Genomic DNA, 25,568 nt, shown 5'->3' on the forward strand with positions numbered 1-25,568 from the left:
GAAATAAATCGAATACATATTCGATTTCTCTTGTTATTCGTACTTTTGTTCGATATTATTTCAGCATGGGTGGGGAACTCTGGAAACTCGACGACACACAACTCATGGCCGAGACACTCGCCGTCTCCGCCGAAATCCACACCCTGCAGGTGCAGCGGGTGGATCTGATGATCGCGATGTACGAACGCGACACCGTCACAGACCACGGCTACCGCAGCCCCGCACACTGGCTCGCCGCCGCAACCAACCTCGAGATCGGTGAATGCCACCGCATCGAATCACTGGCTCGCCTACTGCGACTCGAACCGGAAGTGCGCACAGCCTATTCATCCGGCTTACTCGATGCGGAGAAAGCCCGCCAGATCGCCTACTTCTGCCAGCACTACCCCCGCACCATGAACCCCTGCGACTTCGACAAAGCCCGCACCATCCTCATCGACCACGCCAGCGACAAGGTCGCCACGAAAGCCACCGTCCGCGCCCTGATCCACCGACTCGAACACCTCTACAGCACCGGCGACGGACCACCACCGGGTGAAGACACCACGCGCAACGAACTGTTCGTCTCCACCACCCTGCACGGCCGTGTAGTGATCAAAGGCGACGTCGACGCCGTCACCGGAGCGCGACTACGGCATCTGCTCTCACCGCTATCAGCACCACGACCCGAAACGAACGGCATCACAGACGACCGGCCCGCCTCGCGGCGTAACGCCGACGCCTTCGACCAACTCCTCCAGTACGTCGAAGCCGCCGGACTCGTCCCCGTCGAAGGCGGCGTGAAACCACACGTGACGATCACCGCCTCCATCACGGATCTGACCAAGAACGCTGCGGTGAAAGAACTGTTCGCCGGTTCCCCGGAATACAGGTATGCCACCGAGCCGTGGGCCGGGCCGCTGTCGATCGACACCGCCCGGATGCTCGCCTGTGATTGTCACGTCACCCGGATCCTGCTCGACGAACACGGCGTGCCGTTGGCGCACGGGCGGACGCACCGGACTGCGACGACGGCGCAACGCCGAGCGTTGGCAGTGCGAGACGGCGGATGCTCCTTTCCCGGGTGTTCGACACCACCGGCGTGGGCGGATGCGCACCACATTGACCACTGGGTCGACGGTGGTGACACCGACCTCGACAACCTCGTGATGTTGTGCGGACATCATCACCGGTTGATGCATCACACCGAGTGGGAAGTCGAGATGACCGAATACCGTCGGCCGCAGTTCATTCCGCCCGCGAGCGTGGACCTGTTTCGGACACCGATACCGGGGAACAGACCGGATTTAGTCGTCTGACCCACACGCAAAGAGAACCGAGAGAACACAGCCACCGTCACCAGGGCACTCGTGTGTCCTGGCGACGGTGTAGTGGTTCTCCCCCATCCGGAAATCAGGTTCCACACCTGATGTGTACACACTGCCCGACGACCAGGATCGAACACGTGAAATTACTCGGGCGGATCGTGGCGACCCTGTTCGCCATCGGCGCGACGCTGATTCTCGGCGTGGCAGGTGCCGGACTCTACTTCTGGAACACAACCGCGATCGACACGACGGGCCAGGTGACATTCGACCGGCCGTTGCAGATTCCGCCGATCGCCGAAAGCACGGTCGCGGAAGACGGAACCAGGGTGTTCGACCTGACGATGCAACGGGGCACCAGCGACCTCGGGCACGGGCCCGATACGCAGACCTGGGGTGTGAACGGCGACTATCTCGGCCCGACTCTGCGGGCGACACGCGGCGAGAACGTCCGGGTGAATGTGAGAAACGAGGTCGGCGAGACGAGCACGCTGCACTGGCACGGGATGCACCTTCCCGCCGCGATGGACGGTGGTCCTCACCAGAACGTCGAACCCGGCGCCACATGGTCTCCGCAGTGGACGATCGACCAGCCAGCCGCCACGCTCTGGTACCACCCGCACCTTCACGGCTCCACCGCGTCGCACGTTTACCGTGGGCTCGCGGGACTGTTCCTACTCGATGAGCAGGACGGCCCCGGACTTCCCGACGAGTATGGAGTCGACGACATCCCGGTCATTGTGCAGGACAAGAAGTTCGATGGCACGCAGCTCGACGAGGACGGCGCGATATTCGCCAACGTCGGAATCCTCGGCGACGAGATTCTCGTCAACGGCACTCCCGGCACGTTCCTGGACGTGACCACCGAACGTGTCCGGCTGCGCCTGCTCAACGCGTCGAACGCACGAATCTACAACTTCTCGTTCGACACGGGTCTGTCGTTCGATCTGGTCGGTACCGACGGCGGGCTGCTGGAATCACCTGTCGCGCTCCGCAGCCTCCAGCTCTCGCCCGGCGAACGAGCAGAGATCGTGGTCGAGGCGCCGGCGGGAACCCGGAATGTACTCCGCAGCACCCCGCCCGATCTGCGCGCCGACTTCTGGCAAACCCGATTCTCGGGCGGCGACGACAGCGTCGACGTTCTCGAACTCCGCGCCGCCGACACTCTCGAAACGAACGAGATGGTCCCGGCACGGCTCGCAACGCTGGAGGATCTCGGCGAGCCGACCGTCACACGCACCTTCGACCTCACGAGCTCGACCGAGATCAACAACCGCGAGATGGACATGAATCGGATCGACGAGGTCGTCGTCGCCGGCACCACCGAGCTGTGGGAAGTCACCAACATCAGCGGGATGGTCCACAACTTCCACGTCCACGACGTGCAGTTCCAGGTCGTCGAGGCGACCGGTATGCCTACCGACCATCCGACGCTGACCGGTCGGAAGGACACCGTCTACGTACCGCCCGGCGCCACAGTGCGACTGCTCATGCGATTCGACGACCACACCGACCCCAACGTTCCGTACATGTACCACTGCCATCTGCTCCGGCACGAGGACGACGGCATGATGGGTCAGTTCGTGGTCGTCGGCGCCGAGGAAGTCGACCAGGTGGGAGTCCTGTCCGTCCACTCGGCCCACATCGGCGACGGACACAACGGCGAGAACCACAGCGGAGAGGGCCACACCGGGTAGCCGGGTGTGCGCCTCGTCGCACGACTCGGCGCACGGAATAGATCCTCGTGCGACCGCGTTGACCCATTCGGATCGGCGCGTCGCGTACGCCCCGGAGCCAATGTGAATTGCCTTCGTGGAATACCGTCCGGCTGGAACCACGTTGCGCCCCGTGCCGTGAGGCATCCGGCGCGTCGGTCCACCTTCCTTGTCGCCCAGCCCCGCTTCCCACCCACACCGAGGACCACCCGGGTCCTGCTCGCGATTACAGTTGCCGTTCGGCAACATCGAGCAGACCGGGAGTACGTATGAATCGTTGGGCCGAGATCGTCGTGACGAGAAGCCGGTGGGTCCTCGCCCTCGTCCTGCTCGTCGTTCTCGTTGCAGGAGCATGGGGCATCGGCGTCTTCGGCAAGCTGTCCAGCGCCGGGTACTACGTCGCCGACAGCGAAGCCATGCAGGCCCAGCAGATCATCTACGACACATTCGGGTCGCAGACAGCCGACATCATCGCGATGTACACCGCGCCCGAGGGCAGCACCGTCGACGACATCCGGCCCGACATCGAGCAGACACTCGCCGCGTTCGACGAGCAGTACCCGTCCGAGGCCATCACGACCTATTGGACGGCACCTTCACCGACGGATCAGCTGTTGCTCTCGACAGACGGGCAAAGCGTGGCGGCAACCATCACGCTCGGCACGAACTCGGGCGTGACGTCGGCAGACTTCCGGTCGGCCCTCGACAAACTCGAGGTACCCGGCATCGAGTCGCAGTTCGCGGGCAACACCGTCGTTTCCATCGATTTCACCCACACCCTCGAGCGTGATCTCATCAAGGCCGAGGCGATCGCGATTCCGATCACGCTCATCCTGCTCGTCTTCATCTTCGGCGGTGTCGTGGCCGCGGCCGTCCCCGTCTTCGTCGGGGTCCTGGCCATCTTCTCCTCTCTCGCGACGCTGCGCCTGCTGTCGACGGTCACCGAGGTCTCGTCGTACGCGCTCAACATCACGTCGCTCATCGGTCTGGGTCTGGCGATCGACTACGGCCTGTTCATCGTCAGCCGATACCGCGAGGAACTCGCATCCGGATCGGACCCTGCCGCCGCGACGAAACGAACGATGCTGACCGCGGGCCGCACCGTGATGTTCTCAGCGGCTCTGCTCATCTGCGCGTTCGCGGGCATGCTCGTGTTCCCGCAGGCGGTGCTCCGGTCGCTCGGCCTCGGAGCGATGGCTTCGGTGTTCAGTGCGGCCGTCCTGTCGCTGACTGCGGTGCCGGCCGTGTTGGCGCTCCTCGGGCACCGCATCAACGCGTGGACCTGGGACCGCGAAGCCTCGACGCGCAGCGAGGCTCGGGCACGCAAGTTCTGGGGCGGTGTCGTACGCAAGGTCATGAAGCGACCCGCCGTCATCGCGATCGCCATCACCGCGGGCTTGTTGTTCCTCGCCACCCCGGTCTTCCAGGCCCAGTTCGGCGAAGTCGAGTACACCGCGTTGCCCAAGAACAGTGCCGCGCGCGCAGCGACCCAGACGCTTCTCGATGAATTCCCGAGCACGGGCAACGGCCCGACGCTCGTGCTGCGCGACGAAGGCGGGCAGAGTACCGACTCCGATGCCATCCGCACGGTGTCGCGTGAGGTCGCCGGCATCGACGGGATCTCACAGGTCGTCACTGTCGGACAGCAGGACGACGTCGCCGTGGTGCAGGCCGTCTACGCGCAGGGTGTGGACGGTACCGACCGGGCCAGTGAGATAACCGACGAACTGCGGACAATCCCAGTCCCGGACGGCACGGAACTGCTCGTCGGCGGCGGCCGGGCACTCGTCGACGACGCCAATACGGCAGTCTCCGATGCACTGCCGTGGATGGTCCTGATCATGGTTGTCTCGACCCTGATCCTGCTGTTCCTCGCATTCGGGTCGGTGGTGCTGCCGATCAAAGCGGTGCTGATGGCAGGCCTGAGTCTCGCCGCGACCTTCGGGGTGCTCACCTGGGTGTTCCAAATCGGGCACGGGGCGTCACTGATCGGTGTGGTGCCCAACGAACTGGAGCCGACATTCGTCGTGCTGATACTCGCCGTGGTGTTCGGTCTGTCCACCGATTACGAGGTGTTCCTGATGTCGCGCATGGTCGAAGCGCGCGCGGCGGGAGCGACGACGGAAGAAGCAGTCGAGTACGGCATCGCGCGCACCGGACGTGTGGTCACGTCCGCAGCCTTGCTGCTGATCGTGGTGACCGGCGCGTTCACCATCTCAGGATTGTCGATCATGCGATTCCTCGGTGTCGGCATGATCATCGCCCTGGTCATCGATGCGACCGTCGTGCGCATGCTGCTGGTGCCGTCGCTGATCAAACTGATGGGCGAAGCAAACTGGTGGGCTCCGCAGTGGATGAAGAGGATCCACGAGAAGGTCGGGCTCGGTCACTGACCACCCGTCAATTCAGCGGGTAGTCGGGCACGCTGTCGTCGGTGGCGAACAGATCGGTCGCGCGCATCATCGTGTGGAAGAGCGTCCGGTTGGCGAAGGTGAGGTCGCGTAGGCGTATCCGCAGCCGTGAGGGAGGGGCCAGGAACGGGCCGGCACTACCGCGACGCGCGACCGCGGTCAGTGATCGCATCCGCTGGTCGTACGCGGCGAATGCCGCGACGTGGTCGTCGCCCGCAGCGACGAGTTCACCGGCTAGGACGTAGGCACCGACCATCGCGAGTCCGGTTCCGAATCCGCCGAGCGTGTTGGCGTACCCGGAGTCGCCGACGAGCGCGACACGGCTACGAGTGAACGAGGTCATCGTGGTGCGGGCCAGTTCGTCGAGATAGAAGTCGTCGGCGGCGAGGGCTGCGTCGAGCATGGCAGGTACCCGCCAGCCGGCACCGCGGAAGTGCCGGGCAAGGAACTCCTTCTGCGTGCGCACGTCGCCCCGGTCGTAGCCCGGCACGTCGGGATCGGCGCGGAAGACGAACATCTGCGAGGCCTTCGGTCCGCCGAGCGTCGCGAACCGGCCGGGTTCGTTGTAGCCGTATCCGACGGTTCGCCCGTCAGGCAGCAGGGTGACCAGATCGTCCGTCGACATGTCTCCGTTGACGACAACGTAGTGATAGCCGAGCCGGCGCAGGTGGTCGGTCTCCGGTCCGAAAGCCAGGGCTCGAACTTCGGAGTGGATTCCGTCGGCGCCGACGACCAGGTCGAAACGGTCGTCGTGGCCGTGTGCAAACGAGACCGCGACCCCACCGGCGTCCTCGTTCAATGCGACGATCTCGTCGTCGAAGACGAATCCGGACTGCTGTGCGGCGTGCTCGTGGAGCAGTGAGGCGAGGTCGCCGCGAAGGATCTCGACGTCGCCGCCGATGAACTCGCCGGGCATCACTGCCTTGATGCGCCCGTCGGCATCGACCAACCGGATGTCGGTCTTCGGCGTCTGCGCGGCCAGCACTGCGTCCATGACGCCCATCCGCTCGAGTACGCGGCGGTGGGTGCGCCCTTTGAAGTCGACCGCCTGCCCGCCGGGCCGTACGGCCGGCGCCCGTTCGACAACGGTGACCTCGTATCCGTTGCGTCCGAGCAACAGTGCCAACGCTGGTCCGGCGATGCTCGCTCCGGAGATCAGTACCTTGCGTGAAGACATGACACTCCTAAATTGCGTCCAATAGACGCTTTTAAAAGTAGCGTACGGTAGACGCAGTTTCAAGGCTCGACGGGAGGAACCATGTCCGAGACAGCGTCCGAGCCAGGGAGTACGGCGTCCCTGACGGAGTCCCTCTGGCCCGATCCTCCGCGCACCAAACGCGGCCCGAAACCCCGCCTGACCCGCGACGAGATCGTTTCCGCCGCAGCCGCGACCGCCGATACCGACGGGATCGATGCCGTCACGATGCAGCGGGTCGCCGACGCACTGGGCGTCGCGAAGATGAGCCTGTACCGGTACGTACCGGGCAAGACCGAACTCGTCGCACTCGCCCTCGACCACACCCTCGGCAACCCGCCTACACTTCGATCCGGCTCATGGCGCGACAGACTGCGCGGGTGGGCGATCGCGCTACACCGATGCATGAGCACCCATCCGTGGTCGCTCGACATCACCGTCGGCACGCGCATCCCCGGTCCACACGAACTCGCCTGGTTCGAGGAAGGACTCCTGGCGCTGCGGGAAACACCGCTGGACGGGTCTCAACGCCTCGACGTCCTCGCCATGCTCACCTTCCACGTACGTGGAAGTGCGCAGCAGAGATCAGGTAGCGATCGGCCCGAGGCCGAACTCGCCGAACTTCTCGGACCCGTACTCGCCACCCACAGCGATCGGTTTCCCGAGACGGCGGCGGCGTTCGCGGATCCCATCGGCAGGACGCGGCGCGACGATGCATTCTCGTTCGGTCTCGACCGAATCCTCGACGGCGTCGCGACGCTGATCGCAGAGGGAACCCACTCTGGATAGAGTTACAGGGCAGTTACTTTCGTGGCAATCACCGGACGCACGGGTTTGGGCGTGGCTCCGCAACTCGCGGGTCGCGCGGCGAGCTCCCGGGTCTCGACATCGACCCTCCAGGCCCGACCGTCGCGGTGTCGTACCAGCGGCTCCGCTCCGGTCTCGTCTACAGTGAAGGCATCCATCGAGTGGTCTCCGACAACGTCACGGACCGCGAGTTCGGCAACCTGACCCGCCGCTCCCCACGTGCTGCGGCCACGCGCGCCGGGCACATGGACCTCACCGCGTGCCGCCGCGCGCACCGCCTCGACGTTCTGCGCGGCGCCGAGGCGACCGTACGAATACCCAGTGGGTAGCACGATCATCGACGGGGCGAATCGGTGCCCGCCGGTGTGAGAGCATTCCCACACCGAGTCCGAGAATTCCGCCTGTAGCGCCGCCGCGATCGGGCGCCCGAGGACGGCACAGCACTGGTCGCGCTTACCATGCGCACAGACGAGCACAGTCGGGCCCGACACCGTCTCCCCCAGCCCCAGCGGGGGTCCGGCGACCACGCGCGGCACGATATCGAGCAGCTCCGCCGGATCGGTGACCTCGAGACGTTCGCACCACGCGTTACCCGGTTCGGTGCGAGCGAGGAGCACGGTCTTCGACGTTCGCGGGACGTCGCGGCCGGGACGTCGGATGAACATGATCCGCACCCCGGCCGCATCCGCGCGGGCCGAGAGCTCACTCGACAACTCTGCACCGAGCGCAGTGCCGTCGAGTACGTCGCGGCCCCACGCCGACGGGAACTCCAAACATACGTAGCCGGGAGCTGTCGCGGTGGTGCCGGGCAGCGGTTCGTCGACGGCGGACAGGGCTGAGCAGGTAGGGGCGGTCACGTCGCCATTGTGTCCCGCCCACACATCCGAAGAAAGTCGGGTGGCTGCGGTGTCAGCGATTGCGCCGCAGTCGCCTGATCCCCGCCTGCGTCCAGACCCTGAGGAAGCCCTGGGACAGATAGGCGAGGCAGCCGACCGCGAGCGTCCACTTGGTGACGCTGATCGTGGATGCGGCGCGCACCGTGTCGTCGGTGATCTTGTCGCGGTGGTCGAGCAGGTACAGACCGGCGACGTTCTCCACGTAGTCGCCCGCCGCGGCCATCACGGGTGCGGTGAGCAGGATTCTGCGCACCCCTGGCGACAGCGACCGATGGTGGTCGAGTGCGCGCGCACCGGCCCGCAACGCCACCGCGAATGTCAGCGGGTGGAACATGTCCCAGTAGTAGTGCTCTCGGTAACGGGTAATTTCACCGGGTCCGAGATTGTCGAGGATCTTCCGGTACTTCGTCGCGGAGAACGTCGTCTGAACCATCCCGACGGTCAGCGCGGTGGAACCGAGGACGCGGGCGATGTTCGCCTGCGAGACGATAAACAGTGCGGATGTAGCGAGAAGCTTCCGGTCGGGCGAAGACAAGGCCATGCACCGATCGTAGGCCAGGTTCGACAAGCTCAGTCGGCGAGGAAGGGCAGCACCGCTGCCGCGAAATCCTCCGACCGATCACGATGGATACTGTGTCCGCACGGAATCTCCCGCACCACACCGTCCGGAAGCAGCGACAGCGCTGCGGTGAGCAGACGCGGATCGACCATGCTTCCGCGGCGCGCCCCGCGCAGCAGCATCGTCGGACACTCCAGTGACGGAAGTTGTTCCCACCACACTGGATTCGGGGTGTGGAACTCGGATACCACCGCCTCGGTCATCGATCGGTCGAACGAGAACACCGCCCGCGGGTTGAGCACCATACTGGTCGCGGCGTGCCACAGTTCCGCGGGAGTGGGCCGGTGCGCAGGAATCTCGGGAACCGGATCACCCTCGCGCAACGGCAGCGGCGCCTCCTCCAGGACAAGCCGTCTCACCAATCCGGGCTGCTGCTGCGCCACCAGCGAACCGGCGTGCCCACCGAGGGAGTGACCCACCAGGTCCACCATGTCGAAACCAAGGTGTTCACACAGCCCAGCGACATCGGCGGCGAACTCCGAGAACCGGTACGACGACGCGCGGGCGCTGCGGCCGTGCCCGCGCAGATCGACCGCGAGGACCCTGCGCCCGGCGGCAGTGAGCCGCCGCACAAACCTGTCCCATGTGCGTCCGTCACCGCCCATGCCGTGCACCAGCACGACCGGAACGCCCCCGCCACCTTTGTGAGGTGCCGAATCCCGGTAGGCGATCGCGACACCGTTCGGCGTCGCCGTGAACGCAGAAGTTTCCACGGCAAACCAGCCTAGTCGCCGGGTGATACCGGCCGCGCAAGGAAGGTGTGGCATCGAAAGTTAACTTAGCCTAAGCTGCGCTACCGCAGCGCCTGTTGCGACTTTCGACCTCACTCGATGAAGACTTCGTCCCCTGGGGGGTGGGTCGCTGTCGACCAACGGATGGGATCCGATGACAACGAAACTCGAGCACTACACGCCCTGGGCCGTGGCCGCCTTCCGCATCGTGGTGGGTTTTCTGTTCATGTGCCACGGAACGTCCACCCTGTTCGCGTGGCCGGTCGAGCCCTTCAGCGGCCAGACGGCATCGTTCGGCGCGTGGCCGTCATGGTGGTCGGGAATCATCGAACTGGTCGTGGGAGTTCTGATCATCACCGGAGTCGGCACGCGGATCGCGGCGTTCATCGGATCGGGCACCATGGCGGTGGCGTACTTCTGGAAGCATCAGCCCGACGGGTTCCTGCCCATTCAGAACGACGGCGACTCGTCCGTCTTGCTCTGCTGGGCACTGCTTCTGCTGGTCTTCGTCGGCCCGGGCCGAGCGGCACTCGGCAACGTCCTCACCCGACGCCGCCCCGACCGAGGAGGCGAAGAGTCCACCGACGACACTCGGCAGACCGAGGAGCACACGGCCCTCTCGGTCCGGTAGTCGACGCCACCGCTCCTGATCAGTCGTAGATACCCTCAACCCGCCAACCATCGGTTCCGTGGACGATCAGCAGGGCCCGCCCTCCGTCGAGCAGCACCTGCAGTCGCGCGATGTCGCGCGCGGCTTCGGAATCCCACCAGTATTCGTCCACCGGCCAGGGTCCCGCCCATCCGGTCACCTGCCAGCTGCGACTTCCCCATCGCAACTGCGTCGGCCGACCGCTGAGCAGGCCCCGCTCGGTGATCGTCACCTCCTCACCCACGTCGTCGTCCACTGCAATCGGCGGTGGCACGTGCAGCACCATGGCCGGAGCCGGTGGCGGTAGCCGTCCCGGCCAGGGCGCATCCGGATCCGACCGCGGCACCGCCTCCTCCCCCACCGGGACGAGCGTGATCCGTTCGGCGGGCCCGCGCCCACCGCTGAGCACTCCCACTCTGACCGCGTCACCTCCGAGCAGGCCCTGCACCCGGACCAGCGCTCGTCGTGCCCGTTCGTCCTCGTCGCCGACGCCGCCCCACAGACCCAACTGCAAGGCACCGGAGTTCACCACCTCCACGGGCTCGAGACGCAGCATGGTGACCCCGGCGGTGGGGCGGTCGGCGCTGCGCCCGGTGAGCCAACCGTCGAGTTGCCAACGCACTCTGTCGGCAGTCCCTTCGGGGGTCAGCGGTTCGGCACAGCGCCACGTCCGAGCCAGTTCTTCCCCGTTGCCGGTGCGGGCAGAGACGAGCAGCCGTGTGCACGCCACACCGGCCGCAGCAAGGCGGGTATGCAGCAGTTCGGCAAGCATCCGGCCGATGAACGCCGCCGTGTCCACTCGCTCGACCGGAGGGTCGCATACATGCTCCACGGTGAGATCGGGGGGAACCGCACGCCCCGACGGCGGGCGTTCGGGTAGTCCACGTGCACTCCGGTGCGCCGCCACCGCGTCGGCACCGAACCTCGACGCCACATCCGAAACGGACAGCGCCGCAAAGGATCCGATCGTGCGCACTCCGAGCCTACGAAGCAGATCCACAAGGTCGGCTCGCTCCGGAGCGGCCAGCGCCGACTCCACCGACAACTGCGATATCGGCAGCGGAGCGAGGAACCCGGGGCCTGCCCCGCTCGGCACCAACGCGGCCCGACGCGCGGCGAGCACCGCGGTGGACAGTTCGTCGGCGATGCCCACCTGGCATTCCACTCCGACGGACGCAACCTCGTCGACGAGACGTTCTGCGGCGGCCTCCTCTGATCCGAACCATCGCACAACGCCGCGCGCCGCGAGAATCACGAGGCCCGGACGCAACACCTCGACGCCGGGGGCGGCCGCATCGATCGCCGCGACCACCGGTTCGAACAGTCTCGCATCCCGATCCGGATCATTCTGTGCCACATGAAGTTCAGGGCATCTCCCTTGAGCTTCGCGACGCACCGAGCCGCGTACGACACCTGCCGCCCGCGCCGACGCCGAGCATGCGACCACCCGATTCGCGGACACCACGGCAATCGGCGTGGCGGCGGGAATATCCGCTGCCGCAGCCGCGGCCACCGCGGGCCAGTCCGGGCACCACACCGCCACGACACGCGACGTCGACCGGTCGTCTCGGGTCACCGGGCCACCTCGAGGTTCGGAACAGTATCGGTGCTCGAAACATCGATGTTCGAAACGGCATCTGCTCGCCGTCGCTCGCCGGATGCCCACCGCACGCCGCCGGGTTCGGCACAGACATCGATGCGCGCGGCCCGAGGGGCGGCCGCACGCCCCAGGGCCCGCACCGACAGTCTGGTACCGCACAGCCGCGCACGACCGGGCCCGGTCAACCCCTCGTAGCCGCTCACCTGAGCCTCGAGACGCACCTGCGCGCCGTTCCAGTGCCCGTCGGTGACCACCAGGACCGCCCCTTTGCTCCGCACACGGGCAGCGACGACGCGGGCCCGAGACGGCGGAACCGACATCCCTCCCAGGCCGAGTACCACCAGGTCCAGCCCGTCGAGCAGTACCGCCGCAACCTCCACCGGGTCGGGTCCCGGGTCGGGGATCACCGCCACCCGACTCAGCCGGGCCCCCATCTCCGCTGCCGCGAGCAACCCGAGCCTTCGCTGGCCGATGACGGCAGCGTGCCCACCCGCCGCGGTCACCGTCGCCACCAGGCCCAGCAGTAATGATGCCGACCCCGACACGGACACCACGGTGCCGCGGACCAGTCCTCCTCGCGGAAGTAGTTCGGTGAGGGGTTCCGGCACCGGAAGCAACCGCTCGACCGGACTGTGCGCCGGGGCGGGCGCGGAGGCTTCTCCTTTCGCCGGAACCGCGGAGATCCGGCGTCTCAACGCCTCGATCCGCTCCGCTCGACTCGGTTCTCCACTGCCGTCGACCGCATCTTCACCGATCGGAAATTCGGCCACTTCACCCACATGTACCCCTGTCATCCGCCTGTCGCATTCGCTCACGACCTGCCGACCACGGGGAAGACGTGGCCCAGCCCGAATTGAATTCGAACGTATTTTCGAACCCCTCCAGTAGACCCGATACCGGCACCTGACGTCAAGTGATCACCCACACCTCGATCCGTCGACCTGCCGAGGTATCCGCCCGGATCGATTACCCTCGTGAGGTGGCAGAACGGGAACGAGAAGGAAGGGCCGTCGGTCCGGATCACCTGGTGGCCGGGCGTTATCGACTCGACTCCAAGCTCGGTGGCGGAGGTATGGGCGCCGTATGGCTCGCCCGCGACAACCGACTCGGACGGAACGTGGCCGTCAAGCAGGTGATCTCCACCGCAGATCTCGACCCTGCCGCCGCCGAGGAGATCCGCCGACGCGCTCTCCGCGAGGGCCGGGTCGCTGCTCAGCTCACCCACGAGCACGCGATCTCCATGTACGACGTCGCGCTCCACTACGGCGAACCGTGGCTGGTCATGGAGCATCTACCGTCCCGCAGCCTCGCTCAGGTCATGAACGCGATCGATGCCCTCCCGCCATACGTGGTCGCGCAGATCGGTGCCGACGTCGCCGACGCGCTCACAGCCGCCCACGCGACCGGCATCGTGCATCGCGATGTCAAGCCCGGGAACATCCTCATCGCCGAACGCGGCAACGACGCAGGCGTCGTGAAGATCAGCGACTTCGGCATCGCCCGCGCCAAGGGCGACAACGATCCGTCCAGCGTGATCATCGGTACTCCCGCATATTTCGCGCCCGAGGTCGCCCGGGGCAGCGATCCCACCGAAGCCAGCGACGTGTTCTCCCTCGGCGCCACCCTCTACACCGCTATCGAGGGACAGCCACCGTTCGGCTACGAAGCGGACTCGATCGCGCTCCTGCACCGTGTCGCCCGCGGCGAGATCATCCCGCCCACCAGAACCGGGCTCCTCACCGACACCCTGCTCACCATGCTCGAACCCGACCCGGCACGCCGGCCGACGATGATCGAGGCGCGCAATCGCCTCGCCGAGGTGGTGCTCGGCCCCGGCGGGAACCCGGCCATGCTCCGCGGCCGGCCGATCGTGTCGCAGGACGGCACCGTTCCGTCCTGGGCGCAACGGTCGACTCCGGTCGACGACCAGACACGGCCCCGCAGCTCGTTCATGGACCAGCCCCTGACCCTGCCCGCGACACCGCGGACCGGAAGCACCGATTCGACTACGTCGTGGGTGGCCGGTGTTCTCGACCGCCTGGCTCCCAAGGGCGACCTCCCGGAATCGACGCAGGAGAAGGTCCTCGCGTATGCACCGATGGCAATGGCGGTGATGGGTGCGATCATCCTCATCGCGTTCGTCGTCGCGCTTGTCATCGCGTTCCTCGTGGCCTGATTCCCGGCATCGTGTCGGTGCCGTGTGCCAGTCTTCCGTCACATCCAGCGACACAGTACCGAGGAGACCCGTGACCACACCCGATCCGACCATGGCCGCCATCACCGACGCCGTCACTGCAGGCCGTTCCGGCGATACCGCCGCCGCACGCCTGAGTCTCGAAAGCCTGTGGGACGAGATCGGACCCGATGGCGACGCCCTGCACCGCTGCACTCTCGCGCACTTCCTCGCCGACCTCTACGACGATGCCGCCACTTCCCTCGTGTGGGACGCCCGGGCACTCGAAGCCGCCGATTCTCTCGACGACACCCGAGTACAGCAAGAGCATGCCTCGCTGCAGATCCGAGGGTTCTATCCGTCGTTGCATCTCAATCTCGCCGACGACCACCGCCGCCTGGGCAATTTCGATGCCGCTACCGAGCACCTCACCGCGGCACGTATCTACGTCGACGCCCTCGCCGACGACGGCTACGGCGCCACCGTCCGATCCGGCATCGACAACGTGACACAGGCGATCGAGGCGAAGAGCACCGAACGACTCGTCACGCACTGACGGAGTCGGCCGGCGCCCCGCCCCGCATCAGTCGATACGCCGCCGATGCGCCCACCGGGTGAGCGCATTCCGGTTGGACTGCTGAGTCTTACGCAGAACATTCGACGCGTGCGTCTCGACAGTCTTCACCGAGATCACGAGTTCCTCGGCGATCTCGCGGTACGTGTATCCGCGGGCGAGCAGTCGCAACACCTCGAGTTCGCGCGGGGTCAGTGAATCGAGTTCAGGATCCAGCGGGGGTTCCGGTGCGGTGGATCTACCGGTGAACGAATCCAGCACGAACCCGGCCAACCGCGGGCTGAACACCGCGTCTCCCCCGGCGACCCTTCGTACGGCGTCGGCGAGATCCGGCCCGGAGATCGTCTTGGTGACGTAACCCCGGGCACCCGCCCTGATCACCGCGATGACGTCCTCCGCGGCATCGGACACGCTCAGCGCCAGGCACACCGAACCCGAGTCGATACGACCGAGCACCGCGACACCGCCCCCGTCCGGCATGTGCACGTCGAGCAGCACCACGTCGGGTTTCGTGGAGTCGATCCCCGCGACGGCCTCTGCCACGCCGCCGGCTTCACCGACGATCTCCATGTCCTGTTCGCGCCCCAATTCTGCTCGGACGCCGGACCTGAACACCGCGTGGTCGTCGACGAGAAAAACCCGGAAACGCCGGGTCGATTCGGAGATCTCGGACGGTGTCGCCGGGGTCGAACTCACTGGGGCTGCTCCTCGTGGTGGGGCTGTGTCGCCTCCCACTCTAGGGTCGCCTCCTCGGCGTGTCCTCCACCGGATCGCGGCATATGGATGCGGATCTCCGTACCTTTCCCCAGCGCGGTCTTGACCACGGTCCGTCCGCCGCGTCGTTCGATCCGTGCTGTGATCGAACGTGCCAGTCCCTGCCGGTCTTCCGGCACGATGTTCGGGTCGAACCCGACACCGCGATCCCGGACGAACACGCTGATCTCGTGAGGTTCGACCTCTGCGAACAGGTCGATGTTGTCGACCTGCGCGTGCTTCGCAGCGTTGACAAGGGCTTCCCGAGTGGCGCCGAGCACCGCCGTGAACGCTTCCGCCGATATGTCCTCGTCGTCGGGTGCCACGTCGCCGACGATCACGGGAGCCACGGACACGCCGCGCTGATCCTCCACTTCCCCCGCGATGGTGCGCAGCGCTTCCGCCAGGGAAGTGCGTGGAGTCTCGTCGCCGCCGAAGAGCCATCGCCGCAGCTCGCGTTCCTGGCTGCGTGCGAGCCGCACGACCTCCTGCGGGCTGTCGGCCTGCTTCTGGATCAGCGCCAACGTCTGCAACACCGAATCGTGCAGGTGCGAGGCGATCTCGTCGCGCTCCTCGGTGCGGACCCGTGCAGCGCGCTCGCTCTCCAGTGCCCGCCACATACGGATCCACAACGGTACGGACAGCAGCGCAGCCCCGACCAACGTCACGATGACAGCGAGCAACGACGACCGCAGTGCCTCGACGTCCACCTGAGCGAGGACGACGACACCGAGACCGGTGACCACGAGGGTGAGGCCGCCGAGGACCCGCGCCCACGTGAGCACAGTCGGTTTTGCAGGCAGGCCGAACACCGAACGGGGACCTTCGGCGTCGAACTCCCGCCAGATGAGGGCAGCACCCACCGACACGACGACGATCGGCGCAATCGCCGAGGCCGCACCCCCGCTGAACACCCAGGACAATCCGATGGCGAGTGCGATACCCATGACCGCGAGCCCCACGGCGCGGCGGCGTTCGGTTCCGGACGGCCGATCGGTGTCGGCTCCGGGCGGAACGAACATCCACAACAGCCCGTAGGCGACGATCCCCAGCCCGCCGAGAGCGGCGAGCACCGTGAACGCGACGCGTACCTTCGTGACGTCGATATCGAGATGGTCGGCGAGACCACCTGCGACCCCACCGACGACTCGCCCGCCGACTCTCCGCTGGAGACGATCGACAGGCACGGGCAATCCGGATACAAGGTCCACACATCGATACTGACACGATGTGCCGTCCCGAGGCATCGGGGAACGACCCTGAGGTCGGGGCCTCCGACCACGGCCACGAAATCAGGGTTCGTCCCTGATGTGCGGAACGATCGCGGCCGCCAGGATGGATGCCATGACCACGCGAACCTTCCCAGAACAACTCACAGATATGTGGCGCACCCGCCCTGTGCGGTTGCCCGAGCAGGGACACGTCGCCGGTGTGTGCGCAGGTATCGGTGTGCGGTACGGCATCGACCCGGTGCTGGTGCGGATAGCGTTCGTCGTGTCAGCGCTGTTCGGTGGCGCGGGCATCGTGCTGTACCTGGCGGCGTGGGTACTCTTCACCCGGCACGGCGATCAGGTGTCGGCGATCGAATCGCTCGTCGGCCGCGGACACAGCTCCGACTCGAGCAGTAAGGTGATCGTCCTTCTCGTCGCACTCGCGATCGCCGCAAGCGCGGTCGGCCCGGTCGGCGTCGGCTCCGGCGGTTCCGGCTTCATCAGCATGGTGCTGATGCTCGGCGGCTGGTGGTTGCTGTATCAACGCCGGCCCGACCCCCCCACTCTCCCGCCACCGGCCAACGGGTTCTCTTTCCACCGCAACATGTTCCCGCCGCAGCCTTTCGGTCAACCGTTCCAGACACACTTCGGCCAGACACCGTTCACCGAACCGACGTTCACTCAGCCGCCCCAGTCACCGTTCGTGTCCGAACCCACGACCGCGCAGCGCGACGCTGCCGGTGGTGCCACCGACGGCCCGGGCAACAGCGACCCAGGAAACGGCAGCCCTCAGAACGACAGCACCGTGTCGTTGTCGAAGGACGCACCCGAGTCGGACGACACAGCACAGGTGCAGGACCGGCCGCTCGATACCGGCAGTGCCACACCGCCCGCCTGGGACCCCCTCGGTGTCGCACCGTTTGCGTGGGACCTCCCCGAACCGGCACCGACCCACTCGCCCGTTCCCGTCGAGAAGAAGCCGCGGTCGCGTCTGACCACAATGATTCTCGGGTTCGCAGTGCTGGCCGCAGCGGCTGCCGGGACAGTCGCCGTCTCCACCGACATCCAGTGGCTGACCCCAGCACGGATCGGGGCGATCGCCCTCGCTGTGATCGGTCTCGGTCTGCTGCTCGGTGCGTTCCTGCACCGCGGATACGGCCTCCTCGTGGTGACCGGCCCGCTGATGGGGTTCGTCATCCTGGGATCGCTGGTCGGACCGCTCGACATCCAGTCATCGGGCGAACAACGATTCGCACCCCTCACTGCCGCCGAGTTGGGCTCGGAATACTCCGTGCAACTCGGAGACCTACAGCTCGATCTGAAGAACCTCGAACTGACGCAGGACCACGAGATCTCGATCGATACCCGACTCGGCGATTCGCAGATCTTCCTGCCGCCGAACCTCGACGTCGATATCACGTGCAACTCGACGGCCGCGTCTCCGTGCACCATGCAGGGATTCGACGGTGGGGCCGACGGCCCCGGAGGACCGGTCCTGTCCATCGACATCGACACAGTTATGGGAAACACGGAGGTGCATCGTGGCTGATTTCGACACCACATTCGACGCCGGGATCGACGACGCCGACGCGACCTGCAAGTCACGACGCGGCCCCTCAATCCTGCTTCTGCTCTCTGCGATCGCAGCGCTCGTGGTCAGTGGGTGGGCCCTCATCGGGCCCTTCTCCCTCGATTTCCTCGGCACCTTCGACACCGGATGGGTTCTCGTCGGGGCAGCGATCGTCATCGGCGCAATCCTCGTGCTGATACCGGGGCGCCGGAAGAACGCGCATTAGAGATGAAAATGCCTGTGCCCCGGACCGTGACGGTCCGGGGCACAGGTATATCTCACGACACCGACGGTGCCGTCACTCCCACTCGATGGTTCCCGGCGGCTTGCTCGTCACGTCGAGCACCACGCGGTTGACGTCGGCCACCTCGTTGGTGATGCGCGTGGAGATCCGCTCGAGGGTCTCGTAGGGCAGGCGCGTCCAGTCGGCGGTCATCGCGTCCTCGCTGGACACCGGACGCAGCACGATCGGGTGACCGTAGGTGCGTCCGTCGCCCTGGACACCGACGCTGCGCACGTCGGCGAGCAGCACCACCGGGCACTGCCAGATCTGACCGTCCAGACCCGCGGAGGTCAGTTCCTCGCGGGCGATCGAATCGGCGTGCCGCAGGATTTCGAGACGCTCACGGGTGACCTCACCGATGATGCGGATACCGAGGCCGGGCCCGGGGAAAGGCTGACGGCCCACGATCTCCTCGGGCAGGCCCAGCTGACGACCGACTGCGCGCACCTCGTCCTTGAACAGCAGGCGCAGCGGCTCGACGAGGTCGAACTGCAGATCCTCGGGGAGCCCGCCGACGTTGTGGTGGCTCTTGATGTTCGCGGTTCCGGATCCGCCGCCGGATTCGACGACGTCGGGGTACAGGGTGCCCTGCACGAGGAACTCGACCTTCTCGCCCTTCGATGCGCCTTCGCCGAGTACCTCGGACACCGCGCCTTCGAAGCTGCGGATGAACTCGCGGCCGATGATCTTGCGCTTGGTCTCGGGGTCGGTGACGCCGGACAGTTCGCTCAGGAACGTCTCGGATGCGTCGACGGTGACGAGTCGGGCACCGGTCGCTGCAACGAAGTCGCGCTCGACCTGCTGCCGCTCGCCCTCACGCATCAGGCCGTGGTCGACGAACACACAGGTCAACCGGTCGCCGATGGCGCGCTGCACGAGCGCGGCCGCAACCGCGGAATCGACACCACCGGAGAGCCCGCAGATCGCGCGTCCGCCACCGACCTGCTCGCGCACCTGCTCGATGAGTGCGTCCGCGATGTTGGCGGCGGTCCACTCGCCGGGGATACCCGCGATCTCGTGCAGGAATCGGCTCAGGACCTGCTGGCCGTGCGGCGAATGCAGCACCTCGGGGTGGTACTGGACGCCGGCGAGGCGACGCGCACGGTTCTCGAACGCGGCGACGGGTGCACCTGCGCTGGTGGCGGTCACCTCGAATCCTTCGGGTGCAACGGTCACGCCGTCACCGTGGCTCATCCACACCGGCTGCGTCGCGGGCAGACCGTCGTGCAGCACACCACCGGACACCGTCAGGTCAGTGCGGCCGTACTCACGGGCTCCGGTGTGCGCGACCGTGCCTCCGAGAGCATTCGCCATGGCCTGGAAGCCGTAGCAGATGCCGAACACCGGGATGTCCAGGTCGAACAGCTTCGGGTCGAGTTTCGGAGCGCCGGCCTCGTACACGCTCGAGGGGCCGCCGGACAGGATCACCGCAAGGGGTTCCTTGGCTGCGATCTCATCGATGCTCGTGGTGTGCGGAACAACCTCCGAATAGACGTTGGCCTCGCGCACGCGTCGTGCGATCAGCTGTGCGTACTGGGCTCCGAAGTCGACGACGAGTACGGGTCGGGACTGCTGGGTTTGCGACACCCGAACAGTCTAAGCGGCCGCGCCCGGGCATCCGGACGCGGCCGCTCAGGTCCCACGTAGTTCACCTGTGTTGTGGCTCTCGAGCCGCTCCCGACCCGCCGGTGATCTCGACGATCGGCAGGGACAGCGCGCCGGGCGCACCTTCCGGGACGACGGGGTTCTTCGGCGCGATCGGCTGCAGCCGGCCGTACGACTCGCCCTGCGCGGGACGCAGATCCTGCTCACCCTTGTTCGGCCACAGCGACGCCGCACGTTCCGCCTGTGCCGCGATGGTCAGTGAGGGGTTGACTCCGAGGTTCGCGGAGATGGCGGACCCGTCCACGACGCTCAGCGTCGGGTAGCCGTACACCCGGTGGTACGGGTCGATGACACCGTGCTCCGGGTCGGTTCCGATGACTGCGCCGCCGAGGAAGTGCGCGGTGAGGGGGATGTTGACGATCTCACCCCAGGTGCCGCCGGCGATACCGTCGATCTTCTCTGCGATCCGGCGAGTCGCCTCGTTTCCGGCCGGGATCCACGTCGGGTTCGGCTCCCCGTGGCCTTGTTTGCTGGTCACCTTGCGTCGTCCGAACACGCCCTTCTTGGTGTAGGTGGTGATGGAGTTGTCGAGGTTCTGCATCACCAGTGCGATGATGGTCCGCTCGCTCCAGTCCTTCACAGAGAGCATCCGCAGCATCTTGGCGGGATTCTTCGCGACTTGGCCCAGGAATTTCACCCAGCGCGGGACCGGGCCGTCGCCGTCGGTCATCAGTGTCTGAAGCAGACCCATGGCGTTGGAGCCCTTGCCGTACCGGACGGGCTCGATGTGGGTGTCCGAAGTGGGGTGGAACGACGAGGTGATCGCGACGCCGTCGGTCAGGTCCATCTCGGGATCGACCTTCAGTTTGCCCGCGCCGACGATGGACTCGGAGTTCGTGCGGGTGAGTTCGCCGAGGCGGTCGGACAGTTCTGGCAGGGCTCCGGTGTCCTTGAGGTGGTGCAGCAGATGCTGTGTGCCCCAGGTTCCGGCGGCCAGCACGACGTGTGATGCCGTGAAGGTCCGCTTGCCCTTGCGCACCAACGCCCCAGTGCGTTCGGTACGCACCGTCCACGTGCCGTCGGGGCCTTCGTGCAGATCGGTGACCGTGGTCATGGGGAGGATGTCCGCGCCCGCACTCTCGGCGAGACCGAGGTAGTTCTTGATCAGGGTGTTCTTCGCTCCGTGGCGGCATCCCGTCATGCATTCGCCACATTCGATACAGCCGGCACGGTCCGGGCCGGCGCCGCCGAAGTACGGGTCCGGGACGGTCCTCCCGGGTTCACCGAAGTAGACACCCACCGGTGTCTGGATGAACGTATCGCCCACGCCCATGTCGTCGGCCACTTCCTTGATCACCTTGTCCGCCGCGGTCATACGGTGGTACTGCACGACGCCGAGCATGCGTCGCGCCTGGTCGTAGAACGGACTCAGCTCGTCGTGCCAGTCTGTGATGTCGGCCCACTGCTGGTCCTGGAAGAACGCGGCGGTCGGCTTGTACAGCGTGTTGGCATAGTTGAGCGATCCACCGCCGACGCCCGCGCCGGCGAGGATCAGGCAGTCGCGAAGGAGATGGACCCGCTGAATGCCGAAGCATCCGAGTTTCGGTGCCCAGAGGAATCGCTTCAGATCCCAGCTGGTCTTGGCGAAGTCGGCGTCGGCGAACCGGCGGCCGGCCTCGAGAACGCCGACCTTGTATCCCTTTTCCACCAGTCGCAATGCGGTGACACTGCCACCGAAACCCGACCCGACGATCAGAACGTCGTAGTCCGTGACCCGCTGTCTACCCATTGGAGCACCTCCGCCGAACCTGCGTTGTTACCGGCCAGTATGCATGTCCCACATGTGACTACGCACACAAGGGCATCCTAACTGTTACGGATGGTTGCAGAAACTGCAGGTCACTCGAGGCAAAAGTGGCCGGATGCGACATCTGTGCACTACAACGCACATTGTCACATCCGGCCACAACGTCACGGCGGAATCGGTCAGGCGCGCACCGACAACCCGACCTTCTGGAATTCCTTGAGATCCGAGTATCCCGACTTCGCCATCGCCCGTCGCAGACCACCGACGAAGTTCAGCGAACCGTACGGGTCGTCGGACGGCCCGGTCAGCACGCGCTCGAGGCTCGGCCGCTCATCGAAGGCGACCTGGAGTGCAGCGCCACGAGGAAGGGACGGATGAGCGGCTGCAGACGGCCAGTACCATCCACGACCCGGTGCCTCCGCGGCGATGGCGAGCGGCGCACCCAGCACTGCAGCATCGGCACCGCATGCGATCGCCTTGGCGAGGTCGCCGGAGGTCTCCACGTCACCGTCGGCGATGACGTGGACGTATCGGCCTCCGGTCTCGTCCAGATAGTCGCGACGAGCCGCAGCGGCATCCGCGATCGCCGTGGCCATGGGGACACCGATCCCGAGCGATGCGCTCGTGGTGGTGGCTCCGTGCGTCGACCCGAAACCGACGATGACGCCCGCCGCACCCGTGCGCATCAGGTGCAGAGCCGTGCGGTGATCACTCACGCCACCCGCTACCACCGGTACATCGAGTTCCGAGATGAACGTCTTCAGGTTGAGCGGTTCGCTCTCGCCGTGCGCAACATGCTCCGCGGAGATGATCGTGCCGTGCACGACCAGAAGGTCGATACCGGCCTTGACCAGTTCGGGCGTCAACGCGCGGGCATTCTGCGGGCTCACGCGCACCGCGGTGGTGACTCCTGAGTCGCGCACCTGCGCGACGGCCGCAGCCAGCAGATCGGCCTGCAGCGGCGCTGCGTGCAGTTCTTGCAGGTACGCAATGGCTGCGCTCGGATCCGGATCGTTCTCGGCGATGTCGACGAGACGGGCGATCACGGCGTCGACATCGGCGTGCCGCCCCCACAACCCCTCACCGTTGATCACACCGAGGCCGCCGGCCCTACCGAGTTCCACCGCGAACGCCGGCGACACGAGCGCGTCGGTCGGATGCGCGAGCACGGGAATGTCGAACCGATAGGCATCGAGCTGCCAGGCCGTCGACACCTCCTTCGACGAGCGGGTACGACGCGACGGCACGATGTCCACATCGTCCAGCTCGTACGTGCGGCGGGCCGTCCGGCCCATGCCGATTTCAACGAGGTCGCGCACGCGCGCCCCTTTCTCGTGAGAATGCGGTTGTCCCGTCTACCGAGACGGGACCTACTGCGAACGCACCGAACCTAGCGGGCAGCGTAGTTCGGTGCCTCGGCAGTGATCGTGATGTCGTGCGGATGGCTCTCCTTGAGCCCCGCAGCGGTGATCTGTACGAACTGGGCGCGCTGCAGTTCTTCGATGGTCGAGGCCCCGGTGTATCCCATTGCCGCGCGCAGACCACCGATGAGCTGATGGGTGACCTGCTGCAAGGGTCCGCGGAACGGAACCCGGCCTTCGATACCTTCCGGGACGAGCTTGTCCTCCGACAGGACGTCGTCCTGGAAGTAGCGGTCCTTGGAATACGACTTGGCCTCGCCGCGGCTCTGCATGGCGCCGAGCGAACCCATCCCGCGGTAACTCTTGAACTGTTTGCCGTTGACGAGAATCAGTTCGCCCGGCGATTCGGCGGTACCGGCGAGGAGCGAGCCCAGCATCGCGGTGGATGCGCCGGCAGCGAGCGCCTTCGCAACGTCTCCCGAGAACTGCAGGCCACCGTCGGCGATCACGGGGACACCGAGGGCGTTCGCGGCCGCGGTGGCTTCGAGGATCGCCGTGATCTGCGGAGCACCGACACCCGCGACCACACGGGTCGTACAGATCGACCCGGGTCCGACGCCGACCTTGACCGCGTCGACCCCGGCCTCGATGAGCGCGGTGGCACCCTCGCGGGTGGCGACGTTGCCGCCGATGATCTGGACGCGGTCGCCGACCTCGGCCTTGAGCTTCGAGATCATGGACAGCACTCCGGCGGAGTGTCCGTGTGCGCTGTCGACGACGAGCACGTCGACGCCGGCATCGGCAAGGGTCATCGCACGCGACCACGCCTCGTCGCCGACACCGACTGCGGCACCGACGAGAAGCCGTCCGTCGCGGTCCTTCGTGGCGTTGGGGTGCTGCTCGGTCTTGACGAAGTCCTTCACGGTGATCAGACCGGTGAGCTTGCCCTGTCCGTCGACGATCGGCAGCTTCTCGATCTTGTGGCGGCGCAGGAGGCCGAGTGCGGCCTCCGCGGTCACGCCTTCACTCGCGGTGACCAGCGGAGCCCTGGTCATCACCTCGGCAACCGGGCGGCTCTGATCCACCTCGAACCGCATGTCGCGGTTCGTGATGATGCCGACGAGCTGACCCGCGTCGTCGGTCACCGGGAGACCCGAGATCCGGAATCGCGCGCACATCGCGTCGACATCGGCGAGTGTGTCGGTGGGCTTGCAGGTCACCGGATCGGTGACCATGCCCGCCTCCGAGCGCTTGACGGTCTCGACCTGCGCGGCCTGCGTTTCTGCAGGCATATTGCGATGCAGGACGCCCATGCCGCCGGCGCGCGCCATTGCGATGGCCATGCGCGATTCGGTGACAGTGTCCATGGCGGAACTGACCAGCGGGATCCGGAGTCGGATCTCGCGGGTGAGCTGGCTCGAGGTGTCGACCTTGCTGGGAACGATGTCCGACGCCGCGGGCAGCAGCAGCACATCGTCGAAGGTCAGACCGAGCATTGCGACCTTGTTCGGGTCGTCACCGCCGGTGTGCACGTGCCCTCCGGTACTACTCATGCGGTTCGGACCCTCCGTGGTGATCGATGGGTGCGGACGGACGGACCGTCCGGCAGTGGGATTGTGTGAAACGGCAGCGTCATGGATGGCGGAGCCGTCGACGACCATGGTATCTGTTGGCAACCGCGAGACTCGCCGCAACCCGTGTCGGCGTGCTCGAGATCTCCCCATTATGGTCGGTCCACCGGCGTGTCCACGCTGGACGGCTGGCGCGGACCCCCTCGATCTGCGTACCGTGGTGGCGTGCGTGATCAGTTGCCCCCCGGTCTGCCACCGGATCCGTTTGCAGGAGATCCCGACGATCCGTCCGCCGCATTGGACGCGATCGAGCCGGGTCAGCCATTGGACCCTGCCGAACGACTCGCGGTCGAAGAGGATCTTGCCGACCTCGCAGTGTACGAGGCATTGCTGGCTCCACGCGGAGTCCGCGGCCTCGTCGTGTGCTGTGAGGATTGCCACCAGGAGCATTACCACGACTGGGACATGCTCCGCGCGAACCTGCTCCAACTGCTCGTCGACGGCACAGTCCGCCCCCACGAGCCGGCCTTCGACCCGTCCCCCGACGCGTACGTCACCTGGGACTACTGCCGCGGGTACGCCGACGCGTCGATGAACGAAGCCCTGCCGGTCGACCCCTACGGACTCGATTCCTGACGACCCCCGATTCCTGACGACCCCCGATTCCTGACGACCCCCGATTCCTGACGACCCCCGATTCCTGACGACCAGGGCGGCACAGCGACGAAAAGCC

22 protein-coding genes are annotated in these 25,568 nt (G+C 66.3%); 10 read left to right on the top strand and 12 right to left on the bottom strand.

Annotation, left to right across the window (positions count from 1 at the left end; all coding sequences use genetic code 11):
* Positions 1-65 precede the first annotated feature (65 nt).
* The 3 genes from EV641_RS05245 to EV641_RS05255 all read left to right on the top strand — a co-directional run bounded on the left by EV641_RS05245 (position 66) and on the right by EV641_RS05255 (position 5,412).
* Positions 66-1,298, top strand: coding sequence for an HNH endonuclease signature motif containing protein (locus EV641_RS05245; protein WP_132471026.1), 1,233 nt, complete (start codon positions 66-68; stop codon positions 1,296-1,298).
* Positions 1,299-1,435: 137 nt separating this feature from the next.
* A complete protein-coding gene (locus EV641_RS05250) occupies positions 1,436-3,001 on the top strand; it encodes a multicopper oxidase domain-containing protein (RefSeq protein ID WP_241996869.1) in 1,566 nt (521 codons plus the stop codon).
* Positions 3,002-3,288: 287 nt separating this feature from the next.
* Positions 3,289-5,412 (top strand): MMPL family transporter, encoded by a 2,124-nt coding sequence (locus EV641_RS05255; protein WP_132471028.1) that lies wholly within the window; start codon positions 3,289-3,291, stop codon positions 5,410-5,412.
* A gap of 7 nt (positions 5,413-5,419) precedes the next feature.
* Here the strand turns inward: EV641_RS05255 and EV641_RS05260 are convergent, their stop codons facing one another.
* Positions 5,420-6,607 carry an FAD-dependent monooxygenase gene (locus tag EV641_RS05260; RefSeq protein WP_132471029.1) on the bottom strand — a complete coding sequence of 396 codons (1,188 nt, stop codon included), beginning with the start codon at positions 6,605-6,607 and terminating at the stop codon, positions 5,420-5,422.
* Positions 6,608-6,688: 81 nt separating this feature from the next.
* On the opposite strand from EV641_RS05260, the gene EV641_RS05265 reads away from it, so the two are divergent.
* Positions 6,689-7,414, top strand: a complete 726-nt coding sequence (locus tag EV641_RS05265; RefSeq protein WP_054717607.1) for a TetR/AcrR family transcriptional regulator — start codon at positions 6,689-6,691, stop codon at positions 7,412-7,414.
* Between the two features lie 2 nt (positions 7,415-7,416).
* Here EV641_RS05265 and EV641_RS05270 read toward each other — a convergent pair whose 3' ends face one another.
* From EV641_RS05270 to EV641_RS05280, 3 genes are read right to left on the bottom strand one after another with little or no spacing between them, the layout of a single operon-like run.
* Positions 7,417-8,289 carry a sucrase ferredoxin gene (locus EV641_RS05270; protein ID WP_241996842.1) on the bottom strand — a complete coding sequence of 291 codons (873 nt, stop codon included), beginning with the start codon at positions 8,287-8,289 and terminating at the stop codon, positions 7,417-7,419.
* Between the two features lie 52 nt (positions 8,290-8,341).
* Positions 8,342-8,869 (bottom strand): hypothetical protein, encoded by a 528-nt coding sequence (locus EV641_RS05275; protein ID WP_054720582.1) that lies wholly within the window; start codon positions 8,867-8,869, stop codon positions 8,342-8,344.
* A 29-nt stretch (positions 8,870-8,898) separates the two neighbouring features.
* Positions 8,899-9,660: an alpha/beta hydrolase gene (locus tag EV641_RS05280; RefSeq protein ID WP_241996844.1), complete on the bottom strand. Its 762-nt coding sequence runs from the start codon at positions 9,658-9,660 to the stop codon at positions 8,899-8,901.
* Positions 9,661-9,832: 172 nt separating this feature from the next.
* On the opposite strand from EV641_RS05280, the gene EV641_RS05285 reads away from it, so the two are divergent.
* Positions 9,833-10,309 carry a DoxX family protein gene (locus tag EV641_RS05285; RefSeq protein ID WP_132471031.1) on the top strand — a complete coding sequence of 159 codons (477 nt, stop codon included), beginning with the start codon at positions 9,833-9,835 and terminating at the stop codon, positions 10,307-10,309.
* Positions 10,310-10,328: 19 nt separating this feature from the next.
* On the opposite strand, the gene EV641_RS05290 is transcribed toward EV641_RS05285, so the two are convergent.
* Positions 10,329-11,903, bottom strand: a complete 1,575-nt coding sequence (locus EV641_RS05290; RefSeq protein ID WP_132471032.1) for a DNA polymerase Y family protein — start codon at positions 11,901-11,903, stop codon at positions 10,329-10,331.
* Positions 11,900-12,706, bottom strand: coding sequence for a hypothetical protein (locus EV641_RS05295; RefSeq protein WP_132471115.1), 807 nt, complete (start codon positions 12,704-12,706; stop codon positions 11,900-11,902). The genes EV641_RS05290 and EV641_RS05295 overlap by 4 nt, the downstream gene beginning before the upstream one ends.
* Before the next feature lie 200 nt (positions 12,707-12,906).
* Between EV641_RS05295 and EV641_RS05300 the strand changes: the two genes are divergently transcribed.
* Together EV641_RS05300 and EV641_RS05305 are read left to right on the top strand one after the other, a co-directional pair.
* Positions 12,907-14,103, top strand: a complete 1,197-nt coding sequence (locus tag EV641_RS05300) for a serine/threonine-protein kinase (protein ID WP_241996845.1) — start codon at positions 12,907-12,909, stop codon at positions 14,101-14,103.
* 70 nt (positions 14,104-14,173) lie between these two features.
* Positions 14,174-14,656: a hypothetical protein gene (locus EV641_RS05305; RefSeq protein ID WP_132471033.1), complete on the top strand. Its 483-nt coding sequence runs from the start codon at positions 14,174-14,176 to the stop codon at positions 14,654-14,656.
* Positions 14,657-14,683: 27 nt separating this feature from the next.
* Here EV641_RS05305 and EV641_RS05310 read toward each other — a convergent pair whose 3' ends face one another.
* Positions 14,684-15,370, bottom strand: coding sequence for a response regulator transcription factor (locus EV641_RS05310; RefSeq protein WP_054713789.1), 687 nt, complete (start codon positions 15,368-15,370; stop codon positions 14,684-14,686).
* Positions 15,367-16,674, bottom strand: coding sequence for an ATP-binding protein (locus EV641_RS05315; protein WP_054713787.1), 1,308 nt, complete (start codon positions 16,672-16,674; stop codon positions 15,367-15,369). Before EV641_RS05315 ends, EV641_RS05310 begins: the two co-directional genes overlap by 4 nt.
* A 97-nt stretch (positions 16,675-16,771) precedes the next feature.
* Here EV641_RS05315 and EV641_RS05320 point away from each other — a divergent pair, with 97 nt between their 5' ends.
* Together EV641_RS05320 and EV641_RS05325 are read left to right on the top strand one after the other, a co-directional pair.
* Positions 16,772-18,187, top strand: coding sequence for a PspC domain-containing protein (locus EV641_RS05320; protein ID WP_132471034.1), 1,416 nt, complete (start codon positions 16,772-16,774; stop codon positions 18,185-18,187).
* A gap of 25 nt (positions 18,188-18,212) precedes the next feature.
* Positions 18,213-18,434 carry a hypothetical protein gene (locus tag EV641_RS05325; RefSeq protein WP_132471117.1) on the top strand — a complete coding sequence of 74 codons (222 nt, stop codon included), beginning with the start codon at positions 18,213-18,215 and terminating at the stop codon, positions 18,432-18,434.
* 72 nt (positions 18,435-18,506) lie between these two features.
* On the opposite strand, the gene guaA is transcribed toward EV641_RS05325, so the two are convergent.
* The 4 genes from guaA to guaB all read right to left on the bottom strand — a co-directional run bounded on the left by guaA (position 18,507) and on the right by guaB (position 24,817).
* Complete coding sequence (guaA, locus tag EV641_RS05330) at positions 18,507-20,078, bottom strand: glutamine-hydrolyzing GMP synthase (RefSeq protein ID WP_132471035.1); 1,572 nt, start codon at positions 20,076-20,078, stop codon at positions 18,507-18,509.
* A 61-nt stretch (positions 20,079-20,139) separates the two neighbouring features.
* Positions 20,140-21,885, bottom strand: coding sequence for a GMC family oxidoreductase (locus tag EV641_RS05335; protein WP_132471036.1), 1,746 nt, complete (start codon positions 21,883-21,885; stop codon positions 20,140-20,142).
* Positions 21,886-22,082: 197 nt separating this feature from the next.
* Positions 22,083-23,222: a GuaB3 family IMP dehydrogenase-related protein gene (locus tag EV641_RS05340; RefSeq protein ID WP_132471037.1), complete on the bottom strand. Its 1,140-nt coding sequence runs from the start codon at positions 23,220-23,222 to the stop codon at positions 22,083-22,085.
* Positions 23,223-23,293: 71 nt separating this feature from the next.
* The gene (guaB, locus tag EV641_RS05345; protein WP_054713793.1) at positions 23,294-24,817 is read right to left on the bottom strand and encodes an IMP dehydrogenase; all 1,524 of its coding nucleotides are present in this window, start codon (positions 24,815-24,817) and stop codon (positions 23,294-23,296) included.
* A 243-nt stretch (positions 24,818-25,060) separates the two neighbouring features.
* Between guaB and EV641_RS05350 the strand changes: the two genes are divergently transcribed.
* The gene (locus EV641_RS05350; RefSeq protein ID WP_054713782.1) at positions 25,061-25,471 is read left to right on the top strand and encodes a DUF5319 domain-containing protein; all 411 of its coding nucleotides are present in this window, start codon (positions 25,061-25,063) and stop codon (positions 25,469-25,471) included.
* Positions 25,472-25,568 lie beyond the last annotated feature (97 nt).

Source organism: Rhodococcus sp. SMB37 (assembly GCF_004345605.1).
Taxonomy (GTDB): Bacteria; Actinomycetota; Actinomycetes; order Mycobacteriales; family Mycobacteriaceae; genus Rhodococcus.

What these genes read in the sequence shown, in the direction of transcription:
- EV641_RS05245 (WP_132471026.1), top strand. Translation starts at nt 66, where the DNA reads ATGGGTGGGGAACTCTGGAAACTCGACGACACACAACTCATGGCCGAG.
- EV641_RS05255 (WP_132471028.1), top strand. Translation starts at nt 3,289, where the DNA reads ATGAATCGTTGGGCCGAGATCGTCGTGACGAGAAGCCGGTGGGTCCTC.
- EV641_RS05260 (WP_132471029.1), bottom strand. Translation starts at nt 6,607, where the DNA reads ATGTCTTCACGCAAGGTACTGATCTCCGGAGCGAGCATCGCCGGACCA.
- EV641_RS05265 (WP_054717607.1), top strand. Translation starts at nt 6,689, where the DNA reads ATGTCCGAGACAGCGTCCGAGCCAGGGAGTACGGCGTCCCTGACGGAG.
- EV641_RS05275 (WP_054720582.1), bottom strand. Translation starts at nt 8,869, where the DNA reads ATGGCCTTGTCTTCGCCCGACCGGAAGCTTCTCGCTACATCCGCACTG.
- EV641_RS05285 (WP_132471031.1), top strand. Translation starts at nt 9,833, where the DNA reads ATGACAACGAAACTCGAGCACTACACGCCCTGGGCCGTGGCCGCCTTC.
- EV641_RS05315 (WP_054713787.1), bottom strand. Translation starts at nt 16,674, where the DNA reads ATGCCTCGGGACGGCACATCGTGTCAGTATCGATGTGTGGACCTTGTA.
- EV641_RS05320 (WP_132471034.1), top strand. Translation starts at nt 16,772, where the DNA reads ATGACCACGCGAACCTTCCCAGAACAACTCACAGATATGTGGCGCACC.
- EV641_RS05335 (WP_132471036.1), bottom strand. Translation starts at nt 21,885, where the DNA reads ATGGGTAGACAGCGGGTCACGGACTACGACGTTCTGATCGTCGGGTCG.
- guaB (WP_054713793.1), bottom strand. Translation starts at nt 24,817, where the DNA reads ATGAGTAGTACCGGAGGGCACGTGCACACCGGCGGTGACGACCCGAAC.